Genomic DNA, 17,762 nt, shown 5'->3' on the forward strand with positions numbered 1-17,762 from the left:
ACGCTAGAAGCTAGACAGCAGGCCCTGCTGGTAGATCGGCAGGTGGCGGTAGTACACCTCGAGGATGTAGATCGACAGGCAGGTCGTGTAGAGCCGACCGCCCGTGGTCCCGTGCGACTGGTCGATCTTCGTGTCCCAGCTGCCCCGCTCGCGGCCACGTTTCACCTGGTGCTCGGGGATGAGCTGACGCGTGACGTTGTTCCACTTGGTCCACTCATCACCCTCCATGTGGTGGCAGACCTGCGTGGCGTAGTACCAGTAGTAGACGTCGCGCCGGCCGTTGGTCCAGCGGGGCAGGTTCTCCAGCAGGTAGTACACGCCGCGTCGCAGCCGGTCGTCGTCGCGGCCCCACCCCAGGTACTGGCGGCACAGCAGCCCCTCGGCCGTCATGCTCAGCTTCGGCGAGTCGCGCGGCTGGTAGGCGTAGCGGCTCCCCTCCTGCCGCTGCACCGAGTCCAGGAACTGCCCGACCTTGAAGAACGCCTCGCTGGGCACGTCCAGCCCGGCCATCTGCGCACTCTTGAGCGCCATCACCACCCACCCGGTCACCGAGGTGTCGGCGCCCTCGCGCGGGATGTACCGCCAGCCGCCCGTCGGGGACTGCGTCCGCACGCAGTAGTCCACCGCCCGCTGCGCTGGCTCGCGCAGCTTCTCGTCCTTGGTCATCGCGTACAGCTCGCACAACGCGATGGTGCACTGCGCCTGGGTGTAGAGCGCGTGGTTGAAGCCGTTGGCGCGGAAGAAGTTGCCCGCGTCGTCCTGGCTCTGCAGCAGGCGATCCCAGCCATCGGAAACCACCCCGTAGAACTCCGTGCCGGGCGGGTCCTGGTGCGTGTAGCCGGCGCCCTGAAACGCCAGTAGCGCCATCGCGGTGGCGGCCTCGATGTTCTCGGTGGTGCCGCCGTCGGTGTACGGGCCCTTCAGGCTCCAAGAGCCGTTCTTCCTCTGATTGCGTTCCAGCCACCTGAGGCCATCCAGCACAGCCTGCTCCGTCGACGCGGTGCCGCCGTACGCCTTGAGCAGCACGGCCTTCATGCCCGGCTCGCGCCCGGTGAGCGCGACGCCGACCTGATCGGCGGTGCTGGAGAGCGTCGAGAAGGTCGGGTTGGGCGCCACGAGCGACAGCTCCGGCGCCGCCAGCGGGTCGTCCACCTGCGGCAGCGGGTTGATCGACAGCGTCTGTTCTTCGACCTCCAACTCGGGGTCGAGGTCCAGGTTGAGCGGCTCCTCGATCAGCTGCTCGCCCACCTCTTCCGCGTACTGCGCGTCGAGCACCAGTGGCTCTTCGCGCTGCCCCGACACAAGCCACAGCCCCAGCGCGAGCACCACCAGCATGTGGAGCAGGGCGCTGGCGAGCCACGGCGGCGAGAACCGCAGCCAGGCGGAGAGGTCGACCAGCGAACCACGCTCGTCGTCGTCCGCGGCGCCCGCGTCAACAACGCTATCGGGTTGCCGCGGCGCGGTCGCCATGAGTTGGGGAGTACCGTCAAACATCTAGCGGCCGGAGGCGTCATACTGAGCGGAGGCCGCCAGAGCTCCGCCTTGGTGAACTCTATCGACTGGCGACCGGGCGGACAAGCAGAACATCGCACCGCGTAAGCACTTAGGAGCAAACAGGCGCGTGGCCAGCACGCCCCAACCAGCGCATCCGGCGCCTCCCCCCACCACCGCTTCGTAAAAATGCGGGGCAATATTGCAGGGGCGGTTGCCCAAATCCCGATCGACCCTTATTATTCAGGACTTCCACCAATGACGCGGGGTGGAGCAGCCAGGTAGCTCGCGAGGCTCATAACCTCGAGGTCGTCGGTTCGAATCCGGCCCCCGCCACTTTCTAAACCCTTAAGTAACAACTACTTAAGTAACCTGCCGAAGCTGGCAGTGATTTCCGTGTACTACCGCTGTACTACTCTTCGCGAGTGCAGCACGGAGATCACCCTCTCATGCCAGCCCGAAGGATCCCCTCGTACCGCCGCCAGAAGTCCCGCAACCTGGCGGTCGTTCGGATTGACGGCCGAGATGTCTACCTCGGCCCCTACGACTCGCCCGAGTCGCACGCGAAGTACGACCGGCTGATTGCCGACTGGCTCCGCCGGCAGCAGGTCACGCTCAACGACGTGGTCAATCTGACCGCGGCGGAGCTGATGGCCGCCTACCTAACGCACGCCCGTGAGTATTACGTCAAGAACGGCGAGCTGACTCGAGAGTTCGGCTGCATCACCGAGGCGTTACGCGAGGTCCGCCCACTCCACGGGGAGACGCTGGTCGCCGACTTTGGCCCCAAGGCGCTGAAAGCCGTCCGCGAGCGAATGATCGAGGTGGGCTGGTCCCGCCGGTACATCAACAAGCAAGTCGGTCGCGTGCTGCGGATGTTCAAGTGGGGCGTGGCCGAAGAACTTGTGCCACCGGCCGTACACCTGGCACTCGCGACGGTACCGGGGCTTCGGAAAGGGAGGACCGCCGCCCCCGATCTGGCCCCCGTCCAGCCCGTGGCCGATGAGCTGATCGAGAAGACGCTAAAGCATCTGCCGCCAATGATCGCCGACATGGTGCGGCTGCAGCGGCTCAGCGGCGCCAGACCGGGCGAGATTGTCGGGCTTCGCCCTATCGACATCGACCAGTCAACTGCGGTCTGGGCGTACCGGCCAGATTCGCACAAGACCGAGCACCACGAACGCAGCCGCGTGGTGTTCTTTGGACCAAAATCGCAGCAGGTGCTGAAGCCCTACCTGGATCGCCCCCTTTCAGCCTGCTGCTTCTCACCCGCCGAATCGGAGGCCCAGAGACGACTGGAGCGGCACCTGGCCCGAGTAACACCCATTAAGCAGGGCAACAAGCCGGGCTCGCGTCCAAGATCGTCCAAACGGGTCCCGAAAGACGCCTACACGACCGACAGCTACCGGCGAGCGATTCACCGGGCCTGCGAGAAGCACGGCCTGCTCAAATGGTCGCCCAACCGGATCCGACATACGGCGGCCACCGAGATTCGAAAGCGATACGGGCTGGAGGCGGCGCAGACTGTGCTGGGTCACAGCACGGCGGACGTGACGCAGATCTACGCAGAACGAGACATGGCGTTGGCTTCGAGTATTGCCGCAGAGCTGGGTTAGTCATCGGGAAGACACGCGGCAATTGAGAGCCCAAATCAGCTCAGGAGTTTACGTCCTGCGCAGGTTCTTGCTCGCACCTATCTGGAGCTGCCAGGAATCCGCGGAGGTCTCTTGCACCTCCCGCAGTTGCATCGAAACGCTCGAGCCAGCGGGTGGTCCAGCTTCGGCGGCTTATGCGGAGCCGATTCCTGCCGAAGTGACGGGCACCGACGCGAGTTCGGCAACGGACGTAAGCTCAACGGCCGATGCATATCCGCTGTCGCGAAGAAACTAGCGCCCGCGCAGTAGGTGCTGGACACCGATGCGGGAAGCAGACCTCCGGCCCGGAACAGCTTTGCGCCCAGGACAAGATCCTCAAAGGCCGCAGGCAAAGTGCTAAAAATTTAGCGGATGACATTGACGGCCGGCAGCGACAGGTTAATATATTAACCGCTTGGTGTCTCACTGATGGAGAATAATCGATGCCCCCGAAGCCGTCCGAAGACCAGCTCTCGCGCCGGGAGCGGCAGATCATGGACGCCGTCTACGCTCTGAAGCAGGCCACCGTGACCGAGGTGGTCGAGGCGATCGACGACGCACCGTCGCGCACCACCATTCGCACGCTGATGCGGATCCTGGAGGAGAAGGGGCACCTCAAGCACAAGAAGCAGGGCCGCGAGTACCTCTACCTTCCGACTCGAGCCCGCACGCGGGCGGGTCAGTCGGCGATGCGCCGCGTGCTCGAAACGTTCTTCGGCGGCTCCCTGGAGCAGGCGGTGGCGACCCATCTGTCCGACCCCAGCGCCGACCTGAGCACGGAGGAGCTTGAGCGGATTGCCAATCTGATTTCCCAGGCCAAGAAAGAAGGGAAGCCGTGATGATCGCCGGACTCTTGCAGATGCTGTCGTCGGTGGGCCTGGTCATCGCCCCAGATGTCTTGGTCGACACTCTGGCGAAAGCGACGCTGCTGCTTCTCTTGGCTCTGCTCTCCTGCGCCGCTCTGCGGCGTGCTTCCGCCGCGAGCAAGCACTACTTGCTCGGGCTCACGGTGGGCAGCCTCTGCCTGCTCCCTCTCCTATCGGCGTTTGGACCGCAGTTGCAGGTGCTGCCGGCTTCGTGGACCCTGGCGCTCCACGCCCAGTTGCCTCTGACGGCCAGTGCGCCCTCAAACGCGAGCGAGTCGGGCTTCAAGTCGCGGTCAGTATCGCCGATCGACGAGGCTGGTTCCCCCGTCCCTCTAACAGGTGAGCACTCACCGACAGCGGATCTTCCGCTCGTCATGGACCGTCCTGCGAACGCGACTGAAGCCGGTATACTGGCGTCAGCAGCGACTACAGCCGACGCCAATGACGAATCCGCACGGACCTGGCTGCCGGTCGCCTGGCAGTCGTTTGCCGTGCTGTGGCTGCTCGGCTGCATGACGCTGCTGGCTCGACTCGCCGCGGCGATGGTGCGGCTGCGGAAAGCAGCGGTCCAAGCAGCGGCATTGGAAGAGCCATCATGGCTGTCGCTGACAGAAGAGCTTGCCACGGGCCTCGGCATGTCGCGGCGGGTGTGGCTCGTCAAGAGCGGCCAGGCGGCGATGCCGATGACCTGGGGCGTGTGGCGCCCCCACATCCTGCTGCCCGCCGATTGCGACGCCTGGTCGCCCGAGCGGAAGCGGGTGGTGCTGCTGCACGAGCTGGCCCACATCCAGCGCCGCGACAGCGGCTGGCTGATGCTGACCGAGCTGGTCCGAGCGGTCTACTGGGTTCACCCGCTGGTGTGGGTCGCGGCGCGACAGATGACCGCCTACCGCGAGCAGGCCTGCGACGACCGCGTGCTCAACGCCGGGCACACGCCCACCGACTACGCCGAGCACCTGCTGCACATTGCCACGCAGAGCGCCGGCGCCATGCCGCCCTGTGCGGCCGCCATCGGCATGGCCCGGGCGAGCGAGCTCGAGGGCCGCGTGCGTTTGATCCTCGACTCCGCCCGCAACCGGTCTGCCCTGAGCCGAGCCCTAGCGGGCGGGCTGGCCCTGCTGCTGGCGGCGGTGGCATTCCCGTTGGCGATCCTGCACGCCGCAGAGCAGAGTGGCCCCGCGGCGCCTAACGAATCTGCTGCTCCGGCATTTGCACGTGAGCTACAAGGAGGCAAGATCGAGCTCCTTGCCATTGGCGCCCCCAAGAGCGATCCACCCCAGTGGTGGGCTCCCGATGGAACCCCGCTGGTTAACGTGAGCTGGACGCTGCAAGGCGTTGACGACCGTCGTCGCTCAGACCACGAGAGCATCTCCCGGGCATTTGTGTACCGCGCTACGAATATCAATGGCGCAACCGCCGGTTTTGGAATCACCCCGGTTCGTCGGTTCTTAGGTGTCATCGTTGCCGGCGAGAACGGCGAGCCATCGGAGGCCTACCAAGCCGTCGTCGCCGACCTGGACAAATCTCAAAAAGCCGCGACGTTCTTCTTCACCGCCGACGAGGAACAGGTCGCTTTTGAAGGTCTGCCGCTTGAGCCGAACGAAAATGTGCCGCCCGTTGAGCCACCGGAAGGCCGGCCTGGCGGTTCCATGGCCCCGCAACTCATAGGCGACCGCTACCTCGTTTGCCCCGTCACGACCGAGTTGCAGCGGGTTCTGCTGGGCAACCTGGGCGGCGCGCCAAGTCGCGCGTCCGTCTGCCTGCTGGTGAATGCGGCAAGTTTCGGGTCGCTCGATGACATCCACGACCAGTCGGAAGGGATGGACGAGTTGCGAGCGATCCTGCCCAAGCTGCTCGTGCCATCGGACAGTCGCGAGACCTCGGTCCGGTTGATCGACCCAGGGGACGCCGACTTCACGTTCGACCAGCGTCGTCAGCGGATGCAGAAACTCGAGAGGCTACTCACCGACACTTGCCAGCAGGCGGGCTTCGAGCCGGTTCGCGTCACGCACACGTTCGGCGTGGACCGCCGGCCTGGCGAAGACTTCCAGTGGAGCAGGTACGTTCAAGAAGCCCAGCAAGCGACACTTGACCGCGATGCCAGCCAGGAGAACATCGTCGAACTCGGCGTCCTGCGGGTGGCTTCGGTGCACACCCTCCTGGCTTACCGCCTGTCAGGCGCCGACTGCATCGTCGATGTCGCGCCGATCGTTCGCGATGCGGACGGGGCCCGGTTTGTCGAGGACGTGCTTCCTATGGTGAAATCGGCCATCGAGAAACTCCACCCTGCTGGCGGTGACAAGCTGCTCATCCGTCTGCGCTACTCAAAGACAGCGAAAGAGGAGATTGAGCAGTGGGTTCAATGGGATAACCCCCGCAAGAAGCAGTTTGGTCAAGAGCTTAGTTTCGAGCGGGTCAGCGTTTCCCAGTCGGGCATTGCGCCGTCGGAGGAAGACGAAGCTGGTCCTGCTGAAGGCCGGCCGGAAGAGTATGAGTACCCGTTATCGGTTGCGGGCCGCGCGACAAACGAGCAGGGCGAGCCGATCCCCGGGGCCAAGATCTATTTGGCGGCTTGCACTCCAGGGTACAAACGGCTCGCGGAAACGATTACCGACGAGCGGGGCGACTACCGATTCGAGAACGTGCCGCTGCCGATCAAGCGGGCCGACACAAACCGGGGCCGCGACAGTGGCGGCTTCGAGGTGTTTGGCGTCGCCGACGGGTACGCGCTCAGTTGGCGACCGACCAAGTACCTCGATCCCACACGGGCGGTCGTCGACGACACGAGCCCGTCCAAACCGCCTGGCGATCGGAAGACAATCTACGGTCGTGAAGAGGGGGTCTCTCTGGACCTCACGTTTGGAAAACCGACGAGCTTCCGCGGCCGCATAGTTAATGACCTGGGAGAGCCGCTGCCGGACGCCGAGGTCACCATTCGAGGGGTCGACTGGGAGCGGAAGCAATGGAACCGCGACAGGTCCGCCTACAACCTGATCCAAGGATCCGGCCTGAACAGCCTCAACGGGCGCGCGATTGTGCCCACAGAAGTCAAGGCAAGAGTCTCGGATGAGGACGGGTACTTCGAGTTCACCGGACTCCCCGCCAACGTCCGCTGGGATTTGGACGTGCGTCCCAAGGGCGTTTCCCCCCGCAGGATTACAGTCGTTACCGGTGAGCCGAACTTTGAGATGCTTGATGTCTTGAAGAGCTACGGCGGTGACTTCGAGCTGGTGTTTCCGAGGCCTCGGCAGGTCACGTTCCGCGTGGTCTACAGCGACACCGGCCAGCCAGCGCAGGGGGTTGGAGTGGGGGCCACCGTTACCCAAGCCGGCTTCTGGGAGACCACCGCCGAGAACGGGCTGGTCACGGCGCCCCTGGCGGATGGTTCGTACGACCTCGGTATCTTCCCGCGCTTTGGAACGCCCTATTTGAAAGCAGAGCGTCAGGTGCTCGTTTCTGAAGAGAGCGTACGCAAACCGATAGAAATCGAGATGGACCCGGCGGCGGTCGTCGAGATCTTGGTGCTTGACGAGAGTACAGGCGAGCCGTTGGAGGGCGTCGATGTCTGGTGGGAAGAGAAGAGGCATGACGGCAGGCCGTACCGCCAAGTCCGCGGCTATCGCAGCTGGGAAGTCGAGACGAGGATTTCCCACTACGAACGGCCTCGCACCGACACGGACGGCAAGGTGCGAGTGCTGTTCCCGCCGGGTGACTTACGCATCGGCGTTGGCCTAAGAGCCTATCCTGAAGGCTATCGATCGGGCGAAGAGAACGGGCGAACAATCACATGTCGACCTGGCGAACCGACGAGGGCAGTCTACAAGCTGAAGTCCACTAGCCCTCGGCCGCCTAGCGAAAGGGGTGGTGATTCACCCTAAGTGCAGAGGACGCCAAAGCCGTCTGCAACTCGCAGTTTCTCCACGGCTCAGCGGATGGACCGGCTGCAGCTGCTTGCGTGGAGGCGTTAACTGCCGAAGTGACGGGCGCCGACGCGAGTTCTGGGGCCGCTGTCCCGACCGCCCTGCAGTGGACGCCGGGTACCCACTTCAATACTGCTGGCAAGCCAGCAGCGGCACCCGGCGGAAGCCAAGTCTTGTGACTAGCTGTTCCTACACTGCCTGTTCGGCATCGCTATAGTAACCGCTGACCTGCCGTGTCATGGTTGTGGTTAGAACCAGCATCATTGCTGCGAGACGCAATTATGGAATCGCACCCGAAGCACCGCGTAGTCGTCGAAAACCCTAATCGATGGTTTCGATTTAGTTTGCGGTCTTTTCTTCTCATAGTCACGGCCACATGCGTTTGGCTTGCCTACGCATCAAATCGCGCCCGAACCCAGAGGGCTGCCGTTGATCGCGTGTATGGGCTGGGCGGTCACATCGGTTTCGACTACCAGTTCGATACCAAGATGAACTGGAGGAAGGACCCACAACTTCCCGCACCCGTGTGGCTGATCGATCTGATTGGCGAAGACTACGCACGCTCTATCGAAGTAGTCAACTTCGATGACGGATCTGACCCGAACGACGACGACTTAGAAGCGGTCGAGCGTTTCGCCGACCTGAAGCAACTCACCCTTATGAATCGGGAACGGATTACGGACGCGGGTCTCCGACACCTGCGTGGACTGTCGCGATTGGAAGTCCTTGCTCTCAATGGCACAAGGGTTCGCGGCGAAGGCCTTAGGCATCTTGTCGACATGCAAGAGTTGACTGGACTGACGCTTGACAACACGCCGCTCACCGACAACGCATTGCAATACATTGGTGAACTCAGGAATCTTGAGTGGCTTCATTTGAGTAATACTAAAATCACGGACGATGGCCTGCGTCACCTTTCCGCTCTGCCTTACTTGAAAGGCATTCAATTGCGTGAGACATCGATAACTGATGATGGAATCAGGCATCTTTCAACAATGACTTCTTTGAAGAGTGTGTTACTCGGCGACGGCGTAAGCCAGGAAGGGCGAGCTTGGCTGCGGGATCAACTACCAGGTTGCAACGTGCAGTGAACTCGGTGAATGCTGAGGGCTGCTGAGCGGCCGAATGCATTGGCTTAGCCCGGCCGATCGAGCCTTGACCAGCAACTCGCAAATGAGGAGCCGTCTGCCGGGCGCCACTGCTGGCTCTGCCCAGCAATGCGAAGCGGGTACGCGGTGTCCACCTCCGGACAAGCCGGACAGTGTCGCCATCGAACCCGCGTCGGTCAGCTCAACCTCGGTGGTTCCGGAGCCGGCTCCAACTGAGCGAGGCTGCATCGACTTCGCTGAGCTCCCGATGGAGCGTGCACTCGGCGGAGTCGCTATCGCCGGACACCTCTGCGACTTCGGAGGTCTTCTGTGGTAGCCAGTCCCAGCCTCTGCACCTGCCCCGATTTGAGCCTGAAGGGTCGTTAGCGTGGTGGCCCGAAACTCCTTCGGAGTTTACGTCCGACGCAGGTTTGCGCTGGCAATGGAGAGCGTCCGCTTGGAACCGAACTGGAAGAATTCGAGACGCATAAGGGATGCCCTACGTGTCACGCTAGCGCAAGCAAGAATAATCGAAGACGCGAGGCACTGCCGCCGCCAAATCTTCCACGAAAGAAGCAATATCACTTCGGGAAGAATCCGTATCGCATCCCGCGTCCAACTTGTTTTGAGAAGTGTACATGGTTCGCGGAACGTTGCACGGCCTTCGGAGGGTCTTCATTCTCGAACACGATCACTTGAACATCTTCTTCCCAATCTGCCAATGATTTGTAGAACGCCCCCTTTACATCTTTCGCCTTCACTCGCTCGACTGCATCAGGCTCACGGTATGCAACCAATGGCGAATCGAGGACAACTAGTCCCGGATGTTGTCTATCCTTGCTGCGACAGTACCACATGAGTGCGACTATGAACGCAGAATAGGTAAGTGCTCTAATGCCCTTTCCGTGACTCTTGCGATCCTGACCTGCAATTACAATATCTTGGTTTTCTTCGCTGAAGGTGACTCGGCCAGACTCAGGGAAGTTCCATTCTTCCAGCAGTTCCTCAACGAACTGGCAGAATTCTGTGGACTCACTTGTCTTTGCAGTTGCAACATCAGCCTCATTTCGCTTTACCTTCTTCTTCCGGGATGAGGCAATGCTATCTCTCCGCTGCCGCAAAGCTGAAATCTGCAATGCCAGACCTTCAGCTCGCTCAAGCTTCGCTCGCACGTCTAGAAGCTCGGATAGCTCTTCTCTATTCACCACCTCTGCTGGTCGAAGTTCATTTTCGATCTCTTCTGCAATTCGCTGATACCGCCGCCGATCTCTCTCGTTGCCTCTGCCTTTCTGCTCCATTTCGTCCCGAAGATCGGAGAGCGTTGCATCTAAATCCTCTCGGAGCAGATTGATCTTACGAATCTCTTCTTTGCACGCCTCTTGCAACGACGCCACATCTACGCTTGCGGCACCTTCCTCAATCTCTAGACCTGATGTCCCGCAAACTGGGCAACTTGCACCTGGCAACTGAGACAACGTGTAGGCAGCCTCTGCTACGGCATTGAGTCGCTCCACATCACTATCGTAGTGCTTGTTCAGTAACACGAAGCGATTCTCGAGTCTCTCAAGAACCTCCAGCCTTGCAGTGCGTCGTTGGACTTGACTCCAGAGTACGCGACGCTGCTCTTGACGTTCATGCAATCGACTTCTGTCTAAGGCAACAGACTCCGTCAGTTCAGAAACCGTGTTGGCTACCTTTTCTAGCTGTTCACTAATTTCATCAGGGGAGTCCGTGAGTTCGCGTAGAGCCTTCTCTGTCTCCTCAATCAGCACTTCGATTGCCTCCACCTGTGCCTCGCGTCGAACCTTCTCTTCGGTTGCCGGGCGGGTTGCAATAACAGAGCTGTCATCGACGCCGGTTAGAAGGAATCTAAAAAACGACTCTTCGACTGTGCGATTGGTGAAACTGCCAGTCGGGTGAATAGGCGACCGCGTCGTATAGATGTGCTCCTCTGAAATAAGAGTCATATGGGCAACGTCGCGGAACGTGACATTGCGAGTCTTTCCAGACTTGTTCGTTCGAATTTTTACATCGAGCAGATTGGTCAGCGACAGGTAGAATCCTGATGCGTTGTCGGTGGCACCTGCACGATGCTTCTGCTTAAGGGTGGTTGGCTCTTTGTTCTCGCCAACCTCCGCCAGTTTCCCGGAGTACAGATTGAAATCGCCGCCCCGCAATGACCGTTCTAGGGTAAAGGCGTCTCCCCCCCAGGTCTCGATCTCGAACCACAGCTTTTCGTACCCCTTACTCTCATCGATTGTCTTAGGCGGTGTTTCGCCTCCAAGCATGTAGTTAATGCAATCGACGAGATAAGACTTGCCTGTGTCGGATGCTCCCGACACAACATTCAGTCCACGCGAGAATGTCAGGGACGCAGGCTCCTTACTTTTCCCGGTGAGGGTGAGACCAGTGATCAAGAATCCGGGGAGGTTAGCCTTAGCCATTGCTACCCTCCGAATCCCACTCCTGTATGAACTCGAACTCGCTTCCCCATCTGTCCAAATTGCGATTGAAGAAGTCGCTAAGTTCACTGTCCGGCATCTGTCCGAACGCCCTGGCAATCCACGCCGCACGCCTCCGCAGAGACTGGGTGTACGGTGCCGTCAGTGCCTCGATGAATGATGCTGCCGACTCTGATGCTGCGTAGTGAAATCCGGAGGCATCAACAACTGTGTCTACAAGGCATCTGGACAACATCAGTCGGATGCCATCCTCCACGAGGCGGCGTCGGACAAGAAACTCGTTCGACCTGAACGGTGTTGGTGGGTGAAGACTATCAGGGCCGCTAGGGGCATCACCGGAATGGACGATCAGGTAGTCGAAGAACACAAGCCGCTGCAAGTCATATCGACGTGGAAACGCTTCGTACAGCACGCACAGCGACCGCAACCCAGTTTCAACGGGGTGATTAAATGGTCGTCCGGACCGATGGGGCCTTTCAGAACTCCTTGCGGCATCATGCACGTCAGTCAACCCATTTTAGACGGAGATCGTTTACAAGCTGATGACAGACACCGCGTCGGTCAGGTGATCGCAGCACACTCAGCAATGGATGGCTAGTTATTGCGAGCTGCACCGCAGCCTGAGTAGTCGCGACCGCTCGTCGGTATCCATCGTCGTGGGCTTCCAAATACGATTCTTGGACCCCGTCACAAATCTCATCCTGCAAACGCTCGTACTCTCCGTCTGGTAAATGATCGCGGGAAAACTCCTTCAGCGATTCGGCAGAGTAGAAAGACTTGCGAGACAACTGAAAATGGCTGTCAAGATTGCCCCAAGAAGTCAAATCGACTGGAGAGGCTATTGGCGTCTTCTTGTGATCGCCATATGCCTTTAGCAACTCGGCAACGTAGGGCAGTTCGCTCGGAGCTAGCTGCGATGGTGGGTCCGGTGCATCGGGCCGATTCGGAAGCCCTCCGCCAAACCGGTGAACGTGCCACCGCGTACCTGCGTGTTCTCTCAACACCGACAGCACCGGCTTGAAGCTAATTGAATCGAAAGGATACGAATCAATGTGCTTCTTTAGTCTGGCGGTTAGAGTGACAGGTTTCTTCGTGATGCTGTCTTGGCAGTACTTGGCCCAATTCGCATAGAGCTTAGTCCGCAAAGCGTCTGGGGTATGAAAGAGCCGGGCAAGACTGGTGCCCACGTCTTGTGGAGCAACAAAGTAGTAGTTCTCAGGCTTGGTGTATTGCTTGGTGTGCGTATAGTACATCAGCTTTCCAAGCTCAATCCAGACATCGCTTGGTCGGAGTGAGTGGTCGTAGTGCTTGCATTGGAAATTGTCCCACTTTGCCGTCGGACCAGGCTTGTCAATGAACGCCATGACATCCCTGCCCATGTCTCCTGCTCCACCGCATCGCCAAACGTCGCTATACCGGCTTCTCAACGCATCCGCCCATTCCTGGGTAAACTCCTCCCACTCGCCCGACGAAAACAACCTAACTCTCTGCAACGGTGGAACGGGTGGCCCCGAGACAACATTGCTAGCAGCGATGGAGGCCGATACCGTTGGCGTGGGTATTGGAGCGGCTGACAGGGCTTTAGGTTTGGCAGTGGACATTGGGCAGCTATGACGAGAGAGCGAAGCGGTAGCGTTTATCGCATCGTGTCGCCCGTCCCGCAATAAAGGCTCAAAGATCGCGTAGACGTCATGACCATGAAATTATGACCTATACTTTCCGTAAGCCCCCACGCCAACCCCGATCCAAGCTGACCAAGTGGCTCAAGGAAGCCGAACCGCTGCCGCGTCCATCGAGGATGGAAACCCAACCGGGGTAGCAGTTAAAGCGCCAGTTGACGTTAGTTTTCGGCTACGGAAGTGGCGTTCTGCAGCACAGTCCTGGCCGTCAATGTGCTGCAAGAATGTGAATCGGTTTTGATAGACTGCTGCATTCTACGCAAGTGAGTCCTGCGTCGGTCCGACACGCCTGAGGCTGTTGGGAGTATTGGGCGAGTAGTCGGCTCTTTCAGAATCGCTCGCTCACGCGCCGCGGTAAGATATCAGGGTAACCCCCTGCAGATACTCAAAATCCTTGGCATTGTGCGTCACCAGAGGCACGCCAAGAACTTTGGCGGTGGCCGCGATCCAGCCGTCAGCGGTCTACAGCACGCGGCCCTGCCGCTTGGCCTCCCACGCTAGACCGGCCCACGCCTCGCAGAGTCGCTGAGTCACGCCGTACTGCACATAGTATCGACTCAGGTGCTGCAGCATGCTCTGCTGCTTCTGCGCTCCCCAAGTTCGATTTAGCATGCCGAACTGGATTTCGGCGATGGTCATGAAGGAAACAAAGCACCGATGCCCCGCGATCGCGGGAGCGTAGTGCTGCTTGAACAGGTCATTCTGCCTGAACCCAAAAGAGACGACGTCCGTGTCGATGACCAGATCGCTCATCAGCGCACCCGCGGCGCGTCCTGCCCACGCCGCTCGCGTATCTCGTTCACGAACGCCTCGACCGACTCGCCCTCCGGCCAGAAGTCAGCACGCAGCGCCTCAGGGTCGGCGATGGGACCGACACCCTGCTGCTGAGCCAACTGGTCGGCCTCCACATGCTCGGGGAGATCGCTGGCGCGTGGGAGCGTTTGAATTCGCTGAGCGTACTTGGCCATGGTGGCGATAAACTCACCCGCTGAAGAGAACTGCCCAGACGCCAGCAATGTCTGAACCAGGTTGCCGGTTTCGTCGCTTACTTCGATTTGCATTTCGGTTCCCTCCTTTGGCAATAGACCACCTACATTATCACAGAAAACCGGGCGAGGCCAAGGTTTTTTATACCCCATAGTGGTCGAGAGTCGCCTGAGCTTGCTGGAGCGACCGACGCCGCTCGTGGAGGGTTGGAGGCTTGGGCCGCTCGGGCTCCGCTGAGGTGGCCTCGATAAATCGCTGGCACGCTTCCCGGCTGGTGAACCGGCGCCCCCCCACACGGACGGAGTCCAGCACGTGCCCCCGCACGCCCTTGAGCAGCCATCGCCAGAGGGTGGCTTCGCTCGGAGAGTTGGGAAAAACGTCGCGGGCCTGCCGGATGGTCAGCAGCGTTTCGGTAGTGGCGTCAATCATCGGAGTGCTCTGGTTCAGGCCGGCTCGGATGGAAAGCGGATGTCAGTGGGCAGCGTCCTGGGCTGAATCTCGATGCGGGTCACAACGGGCTGACCCTCGGAGGCGGCTATGGCTTCCTGCTTCGCAGCCTCCCAGACGTAGACGATGCGGTGGCGTTTGAGGCCGCGGTAGAGCCCCTCCAGTCCGTGGCCTCGAATGACCACCTTGTGGTCGCTGAAGGTCAGCTCCAAACCCTCCGAGCGATTCCACGCAACGTCGTAGAGGTGGTTGTAGGAAATCGCCCGCTGGTCGCCGTTGGCCAGCCAGAAGTCGATCAAGGCGTTGGTTGGGCGAACCTGATCGTCGATGGCGAAGGCCTTGTATTCTTCTGGACGGGCGTCAAGGTCGGCCTCACCGCCGCCGCCAAAGTGGCTGAAGGTGTGTCTGTCTGAGATCGTGCTGGACATGGTTACCGTTCCGGTTGAGGTTGCATTTCATGACGCGGCAACCAGTCGTGGAAACGCTGGAGCTGCTTGGTGGCCAGTTGCTGGGCAACGGACTTGACTCGATTGAACGCCTGGAGCAAGCGGGTGGGCGTGCGCCCACCGAGTTGAGTGGGCTGGACGGACGTTGCGAGCTGCTTGTGACGAAACCGGCTGATGGCTCGCTCAAGCCCGTCGGTCGAATCCGTATAGATATCGCACCTCGTGCGGGCGCGCGAGGCACTGACATACATCTGCTCAGGCGAGCTCGCCGGAAAACTCAAACTCGACGCGGCGACAAACGCCCTGTGGACCGTGGTGCCTTGACTAACGTGGCTCGTTACCGCGATTCCTTGGTCAAAGAACCTCCAGTCGGGCGCCAGCTTCTCGCCGTTGTCTAACCGGATGGCGCCGTTGCTAATCGATCGGATGGTGTGCAGGCTGCCGTTGGTCAGCTTCTTCTGACCGGGCTCCTGACGCCGTCCCCGGGTGAGCCGGATGACGTCGCCTACGGCGTAGTCGGCGACTTCGGGGCGGAACACAGCAAAGGCGCCCGCGGATTCGAGCGGCACCGTCCTCCCCTCTTCGGTGAAAACTTTGCCGTTGGTGACTCGGGCAACCTGGAGCTGATCGCCCGATTGAATTCCGCCGCGTCCCTTGGCGTGGAAGGCCACCAGATCCCCCGCCTGGTAGTTAAGCGGGTCCTGTCGCTGTGCCTTCGAGAGTTGCTTCGGGACGTAGCTGGTGAGCGCGTGCTCCTCGTCGCCGATCAGCTTGCGAGACTTAAGTTCGTCTCGAATGGAGTCTATCACCTGCCGTCGCTCGGCATGGGTCGGCGCGATAACGAGGAGCTTCTGGTCGGGATGCTTCTCCCTGGCGTCCGCAAAGTCGCGTGCCAAGATAGCGTCGCGCTCTTCATCCGCGATTTCATGAACGTAGTCGAGAGCTTGCAGCCGCTCGAATCCCTCGCTGATATCGCCTCGGCTGAGCGCCTCGACGGCATCTCTGTAGCTCCCCTCCTGACGCCGTATGGTCGAGAGCGACTCCGGTTCAATCCCCGCTTGCTCTTCCAGCATCTTGAGCGGGTGGCCGCGCTCGATCGGCAGGTGCTGTCGGGTATCGCCAACGGCGATAATTCTTGCGTTCTGCTGGTCGGCTACGCGGACGAGTGCTCGGAATGTTGGCGATCCGATCAGGCCCGCTTCGTCGACGATAAGAACGCCGCCGTTGACAGCCGACTGGGCCTTCTCATCCAACAGAAACGACTGCACCGTCTTGGCGTCGAACCCGTCTTCCCTGAGGTTGTCGACGGCCTTGTTGGTCGGCGCCATGATGGCGGTCGGCTTGCTGGCGTCATTGATCTGGGGAACAAGGTGCTGGAGCATATACGACTTGCCGACGCCGGCAACGCCGTGGACAACCTGGAGACGGTCGGTGGAGGTGAGCAGGCCGGCGACCACACGCCGCTGCTCCTCGCTCAGGTCGCTTGCCTCTGCCTCGTAGGCTGCATTGAGCGGCTTAACCTGCCCCCGACCCTGCTTGGCGAAATTCAGAATCGCTAGCTCTTCTTGCTGCAGCTCCTTCGTTGTGAGCACAGCGGCTTCCTCCTTGCCTTGCCGAATCACACGTCGCCGGGCGACTTCGGCTCTAATTTCTGCCACGCTGTTGTCGCCGATGCCGTGCTTCAAGGCGTCGCTGAGAACGTTCCGTTCACGCAGCACCGCCTCGTGCTCAAATCCGTGCTCCAGGGCGAAGTCGACCGCCGCTTGAGCGGTGATGGCATTATTCTTGGTCGGTGTGGGCTCGAGCTTGCTGCGGCCGACCTGGTCAAGCTGCCGGCTCTCTGCCGGGGTGAGCTGCAGCTGCCAATGCTCTTGCAGCTCGTCCAGCGAGAACGACTTGCCCTTGCGGTCGCGGGACAGGGCCCCGATCATGCCCTTGGCGTCCGCGAGCGAGACGCCGTGCTTGGCGGCGAGCCGCTCGGCGTAGCCTTCGTCGATGCGCTCGTTGATCTGCGCGGTGCGTTTGCTGAACTTGTCGATCAAGCCACGCGAGACACCGGCGATCTCAAAGCCGTTGGCAGTCCGCTCGACCGCGTAGCCCAGGTCTTGCAGGTTGGTCGCTAAGCGGCTCTGGAACACCGACTCGTAGTACCGCTGGGCGTCTCGGAACAGGTTGCTGATATCGGCGGCAAGCCAGCGGTCCGACTTTTCGTCGAACGTGTGGTTGGATACGAAGGCGTGCGAATGCAGCTGACAGTCAGGAACGTGGCCCTTCACGCCCCTGGCGTCGACATGAACCCACACCCCGGCAATGAAATTCCTCGTCTTCTCGTGCCGCTGCTCGCCTCCGGCAATGTTTACCCGTCGCATGACATCCTGCTCCATCTCGAGCAGCGTATCGTTCGTGGCGCCACGCAGCGCGTCGACGACGGCCCGATCGTTGTTCAGCCCAAAGACGATCGACACCGACTTGGGCGCCGAGAACGTGATGTCCCAGCCGTTGCGACGGTTGTCACGGGTGCGTTGCGAGAGCCGCTCGCCTGTAGTTGGGTGATGGTTCTCCAGCAGCCGCATGAACTGCTTAGGGTCGATCGCCCCCTCCAGGCCAAGACGCCTGGCGCCGGCGCCAAGCCACTGCCCCTCGAACTCCGGGCCAGCGTCGTAGTAGTCCGCTAAGTAGTAGTTGTGCGTCTGCTTGGCGGACCCGCGATGGGTCGTGATTCTTGCCATTCGCTACCCTACC

The 17,762-nt window shown here is 60.8% G+C and carries 13 protein-coding genes and 1 tRNA gene; 5 read left to right on the forward strand and 9 right to left on the reverse strand.

The window, feature by feature from the left end:
- Positions 1–3: 3 nt before the first annotated feature.
- Positions 4–1,494 (reverse strand): prenyltransferase/squalene oxidase repeat-containing protein, encoded by a 1,491-nt coding sequence (locus tag KOR34_RS00230; RefSeq protein WP_146561120.1) that lies wholly within the window; start codon positions 1,492–1,494, stop codon positions 4–6.
- A gap of 259 nt (positions 1,495–1,753) precedes the next feature.
- Between KOR34_RS00230 and KOR34_RS00235 the strand changes: the two genes are divergently transcribed.
- The 5 genes from KOR34_RS00235 (at position 1,754) to KOR34_RS00255 (ending at position 9,002) form a co-directional block, all read left to right on the forward strand.
- Positions 1,754–1,827 (forward strand) — tRNA-Met (locus KOR34_RS00235).
- Between the two features lie 113 nt (positions 1,828–1,940).
- Positions 1,941–3,107: a tyrosine-type recombinase/integrase gene (locus KOR34_RS00240; RefSeq protein ID WP_146561122.1), complete on the forward strand. Its 1,167-nt coding sequence runs from the start codon at positions 1,941–1,943 to the stop codon at positions 3,105–3,107.
- 461 nt (positions 3,108–3,568) lie between these two features.
- Entirely contained in the window at positions 3,569–3,964 is a 396-nt protein-coding gene (locus KOR34_RS00245) for a BlaI/MecI/CopY family transcriptional regulator (protein WP_146561124.1), read from the forward strand.
- Complete coding sequence (locus KOR34_RS00250) at positions 3,964–7,869, forward strand: M56 family metallopeptidase (RefSeq protein WP_146561125.1); 3,906 nt, start codon at positions 3,964–3,966, stop codon at positions 7,867–7,869. Before KOR34_RS00245 ends, KOR34_RS00250 begins: the two co-directional genes overlap by 1 nt.
- A 566-nt stretch (positions 7,870–8,435) precedes the next feature.
- Positions 8,436–9,002, forward strand: a complete 567-nt coding sequence (locus KOR34_RS00255) for a hypothetical protein (RefSeq protein WP_197531003.1) — start codon at positions 8,436–8,438, stop codon at positions 9,000–9,002.
- 578 nt (positions 9,003–9,580) lie between these two features.
- Here the strand turns inward: KOR34_RS00255 and KOR34_RS00260 are convergent.
- The 8 genes from KOR34_RS00260 to mobF form a co-directional block, all read right to left on the reverse strand.
- Positions 9,581–11,443 (reverse strand): ATP-binding protein, encoded by a 1,863-nt coding sequence (locus KOR34_RS00260; protein WP_146561129.1) that lies wholly within the window; start codon positions 11,441–11,443, stop codon positions 9,581–9,583.
- The gene (locus KOR34_RS00265) at positions 11,436–11,963 is read right to left on the reverse strand and encodes an ABC-three component system middle component 2 (protein WP_315852828.1); all 528 of its coding nucleotides are present in this window, start codon (positions 11,961–11,963) and stop codon (positions 11,436–11,438) included. Before KOR34_RS00265 ends, KOR34_RS00260 begins: the two co-directional genes overlap by 8 nt.
- Before the next feature lies 1 nt (position 11,964).
- Complete coding sequence (locus tag KOR34_RS00270) at positions 11,965–12,825, reverse strand: ABC-three component system protein (protein WP_146561133.1); 861 nt, start codon at positions 12,823–12,825, stop codon at positions 11,965–11,967.
- Positions 12,826–13,602: 777 nt separating this feature from the next.
- Positions 13,603–13,893: a type II toxin-antitoxin system VapC family toxin gene (locus tag KOR34_RS00275; protein ID WP_146561135.1), complete on the reverse strand. Its 291-nt coding sequence runs from the start codon at positions 13,891–13,893 to the stop codon at positions 13,603–13,605.
- Positions 13,893–14,201: a hypothetical protein gene (locus KOR34_RS00280; RefSeq protein ID WP_146561137.1), complete on the reverse strand. Its 309-nt coding sequence runs from the start codon at positions 14,199–14,201 to the stop codon at positions 13,893–13,895. The genes KOR34_RS00275 and KOR34_RS00280 overlap by 1 nt, the downstream gene beginning before the upstream one ends.
- Before the next feature lie 67 nt (positions 14,202–14,268).
- Entirely contained in the window at positions 14,269–14,556 is a 288-nt protein-coding gene (locus tag KOR34_RS00285) for a DUF1580 domain-containing protein (protein WP_146561139.1), read from the reverse strand.
- A gap of 14 nt (positions 14,557–14,570) precedes the next feature.
- Positions 14,571–15,002, reverse strand: coding sequence for a hypothetical protein (locus KOR34_RS00290; RefSeq protein ID WP_146561140.1), 432 nt, complete (start codon positions 15,000–15,002; stop codon positions 14,571–14,573).
- A gap of 2 nt (positions 15,003–15,004) precedes the next feature.
- Positions 15,005–17,749 (reverse strand): MobF family relaxase, encoded by a 2,745-nt coding sequence (gene mobF, locus KOR34_RS00295; RefSeq protein ID WP_146561142.1) that lies wholly within the window; start codon positions 17,747–17,749, stop codon positions 15,005–15,007.
- Positions 17,750–17,762: the final 13 nt, after the last annotated feature.

It is taken from the genome of Posidoniimonas corsicana (assembly GCF_007859765.1).
Lineage (GTDB): Bacteria > Planctomycetota > Planctomycetia > Pirellulales > Lacipirellulaceae > Posidoniimonas > Posidoniimonas corsicana.

Coding starts and splice junctions, on each gene's coding strand:
- KOR34_RS00230 (WP_146561120.1), bottom strand. CDS start 1,494: ATGTTTGACGGTACTCCCCAACTCATGGCGACCGCGCCGCGGCAACCC.
- KOR34_RS00240 (WP_146561122.1), top strand. CDS start 1,941: ATGCCAGCCCGAAGGATCCCCTCGTACCGCCGCCAGAAGTCCCGCAAC.
- KOR34_RS00245 (WP_146561124.1), top strand. CDS start 3,569: ATGCCCCCGAAGCCGTCCGAAGACCAGCTCTCGCGCCGGGAGCGGCAG.
- KOR34_RS00250 (WP_146561125.1), top strand. CDS start 3,964: ATGATCGCCGGACTCTTGCAGATGCTGTCGTCGGTGGGCCTGGTCATC.
- KOR34_RS00260 (WP_146561129.1), bottom strand. CDS start 11,443: ATGGCTAAGGCTAACCTCCCCGGATTCTTGATCACTGGTCTCACCCTC.
- KOR34_RS00270 (WP_146561133.1), bottom strand. CDS start 12,825: ATGGCGTTCATTGACAAGCCTGGTCCGACGGCAAAGTGGGACAATTTC.
- KOR34_RS00275 (WP_146561135.1), bottom strand. CDS start 13,893: ATGAGCGATCTGGTCATCGACACGGACGTCGTCTCTTTTGGGTTCAGG.
- KOR34_RS00280 (WP_146561137.1), bottom strand. CDS start 14,201: ATGCAAATCGAAGTAAGCGACGAAACCGGCAACCTGGTTCAGACATTG.
- KOR34_RS00285 (WP_146561139.1), bottom strand. CDS start 14,556: ATGATTGACGCCACTACCGAAACGCTGCTGACCATCCGGCAGGCCCGC.
- KOR34_RS00290 (WP_146561140.1), bottom strand. CDS start 15,002: ATGTCCAGCACGATCTCAGACAGACACACCTTCAGCCACTTTGGCGGC.
- mobF (WP_146561142.1), bottom strand. CDS start 17,749: ATGGCAAGAATCACGACCCATCGCGGGTCCGCCAAGCAGACGCACAAC.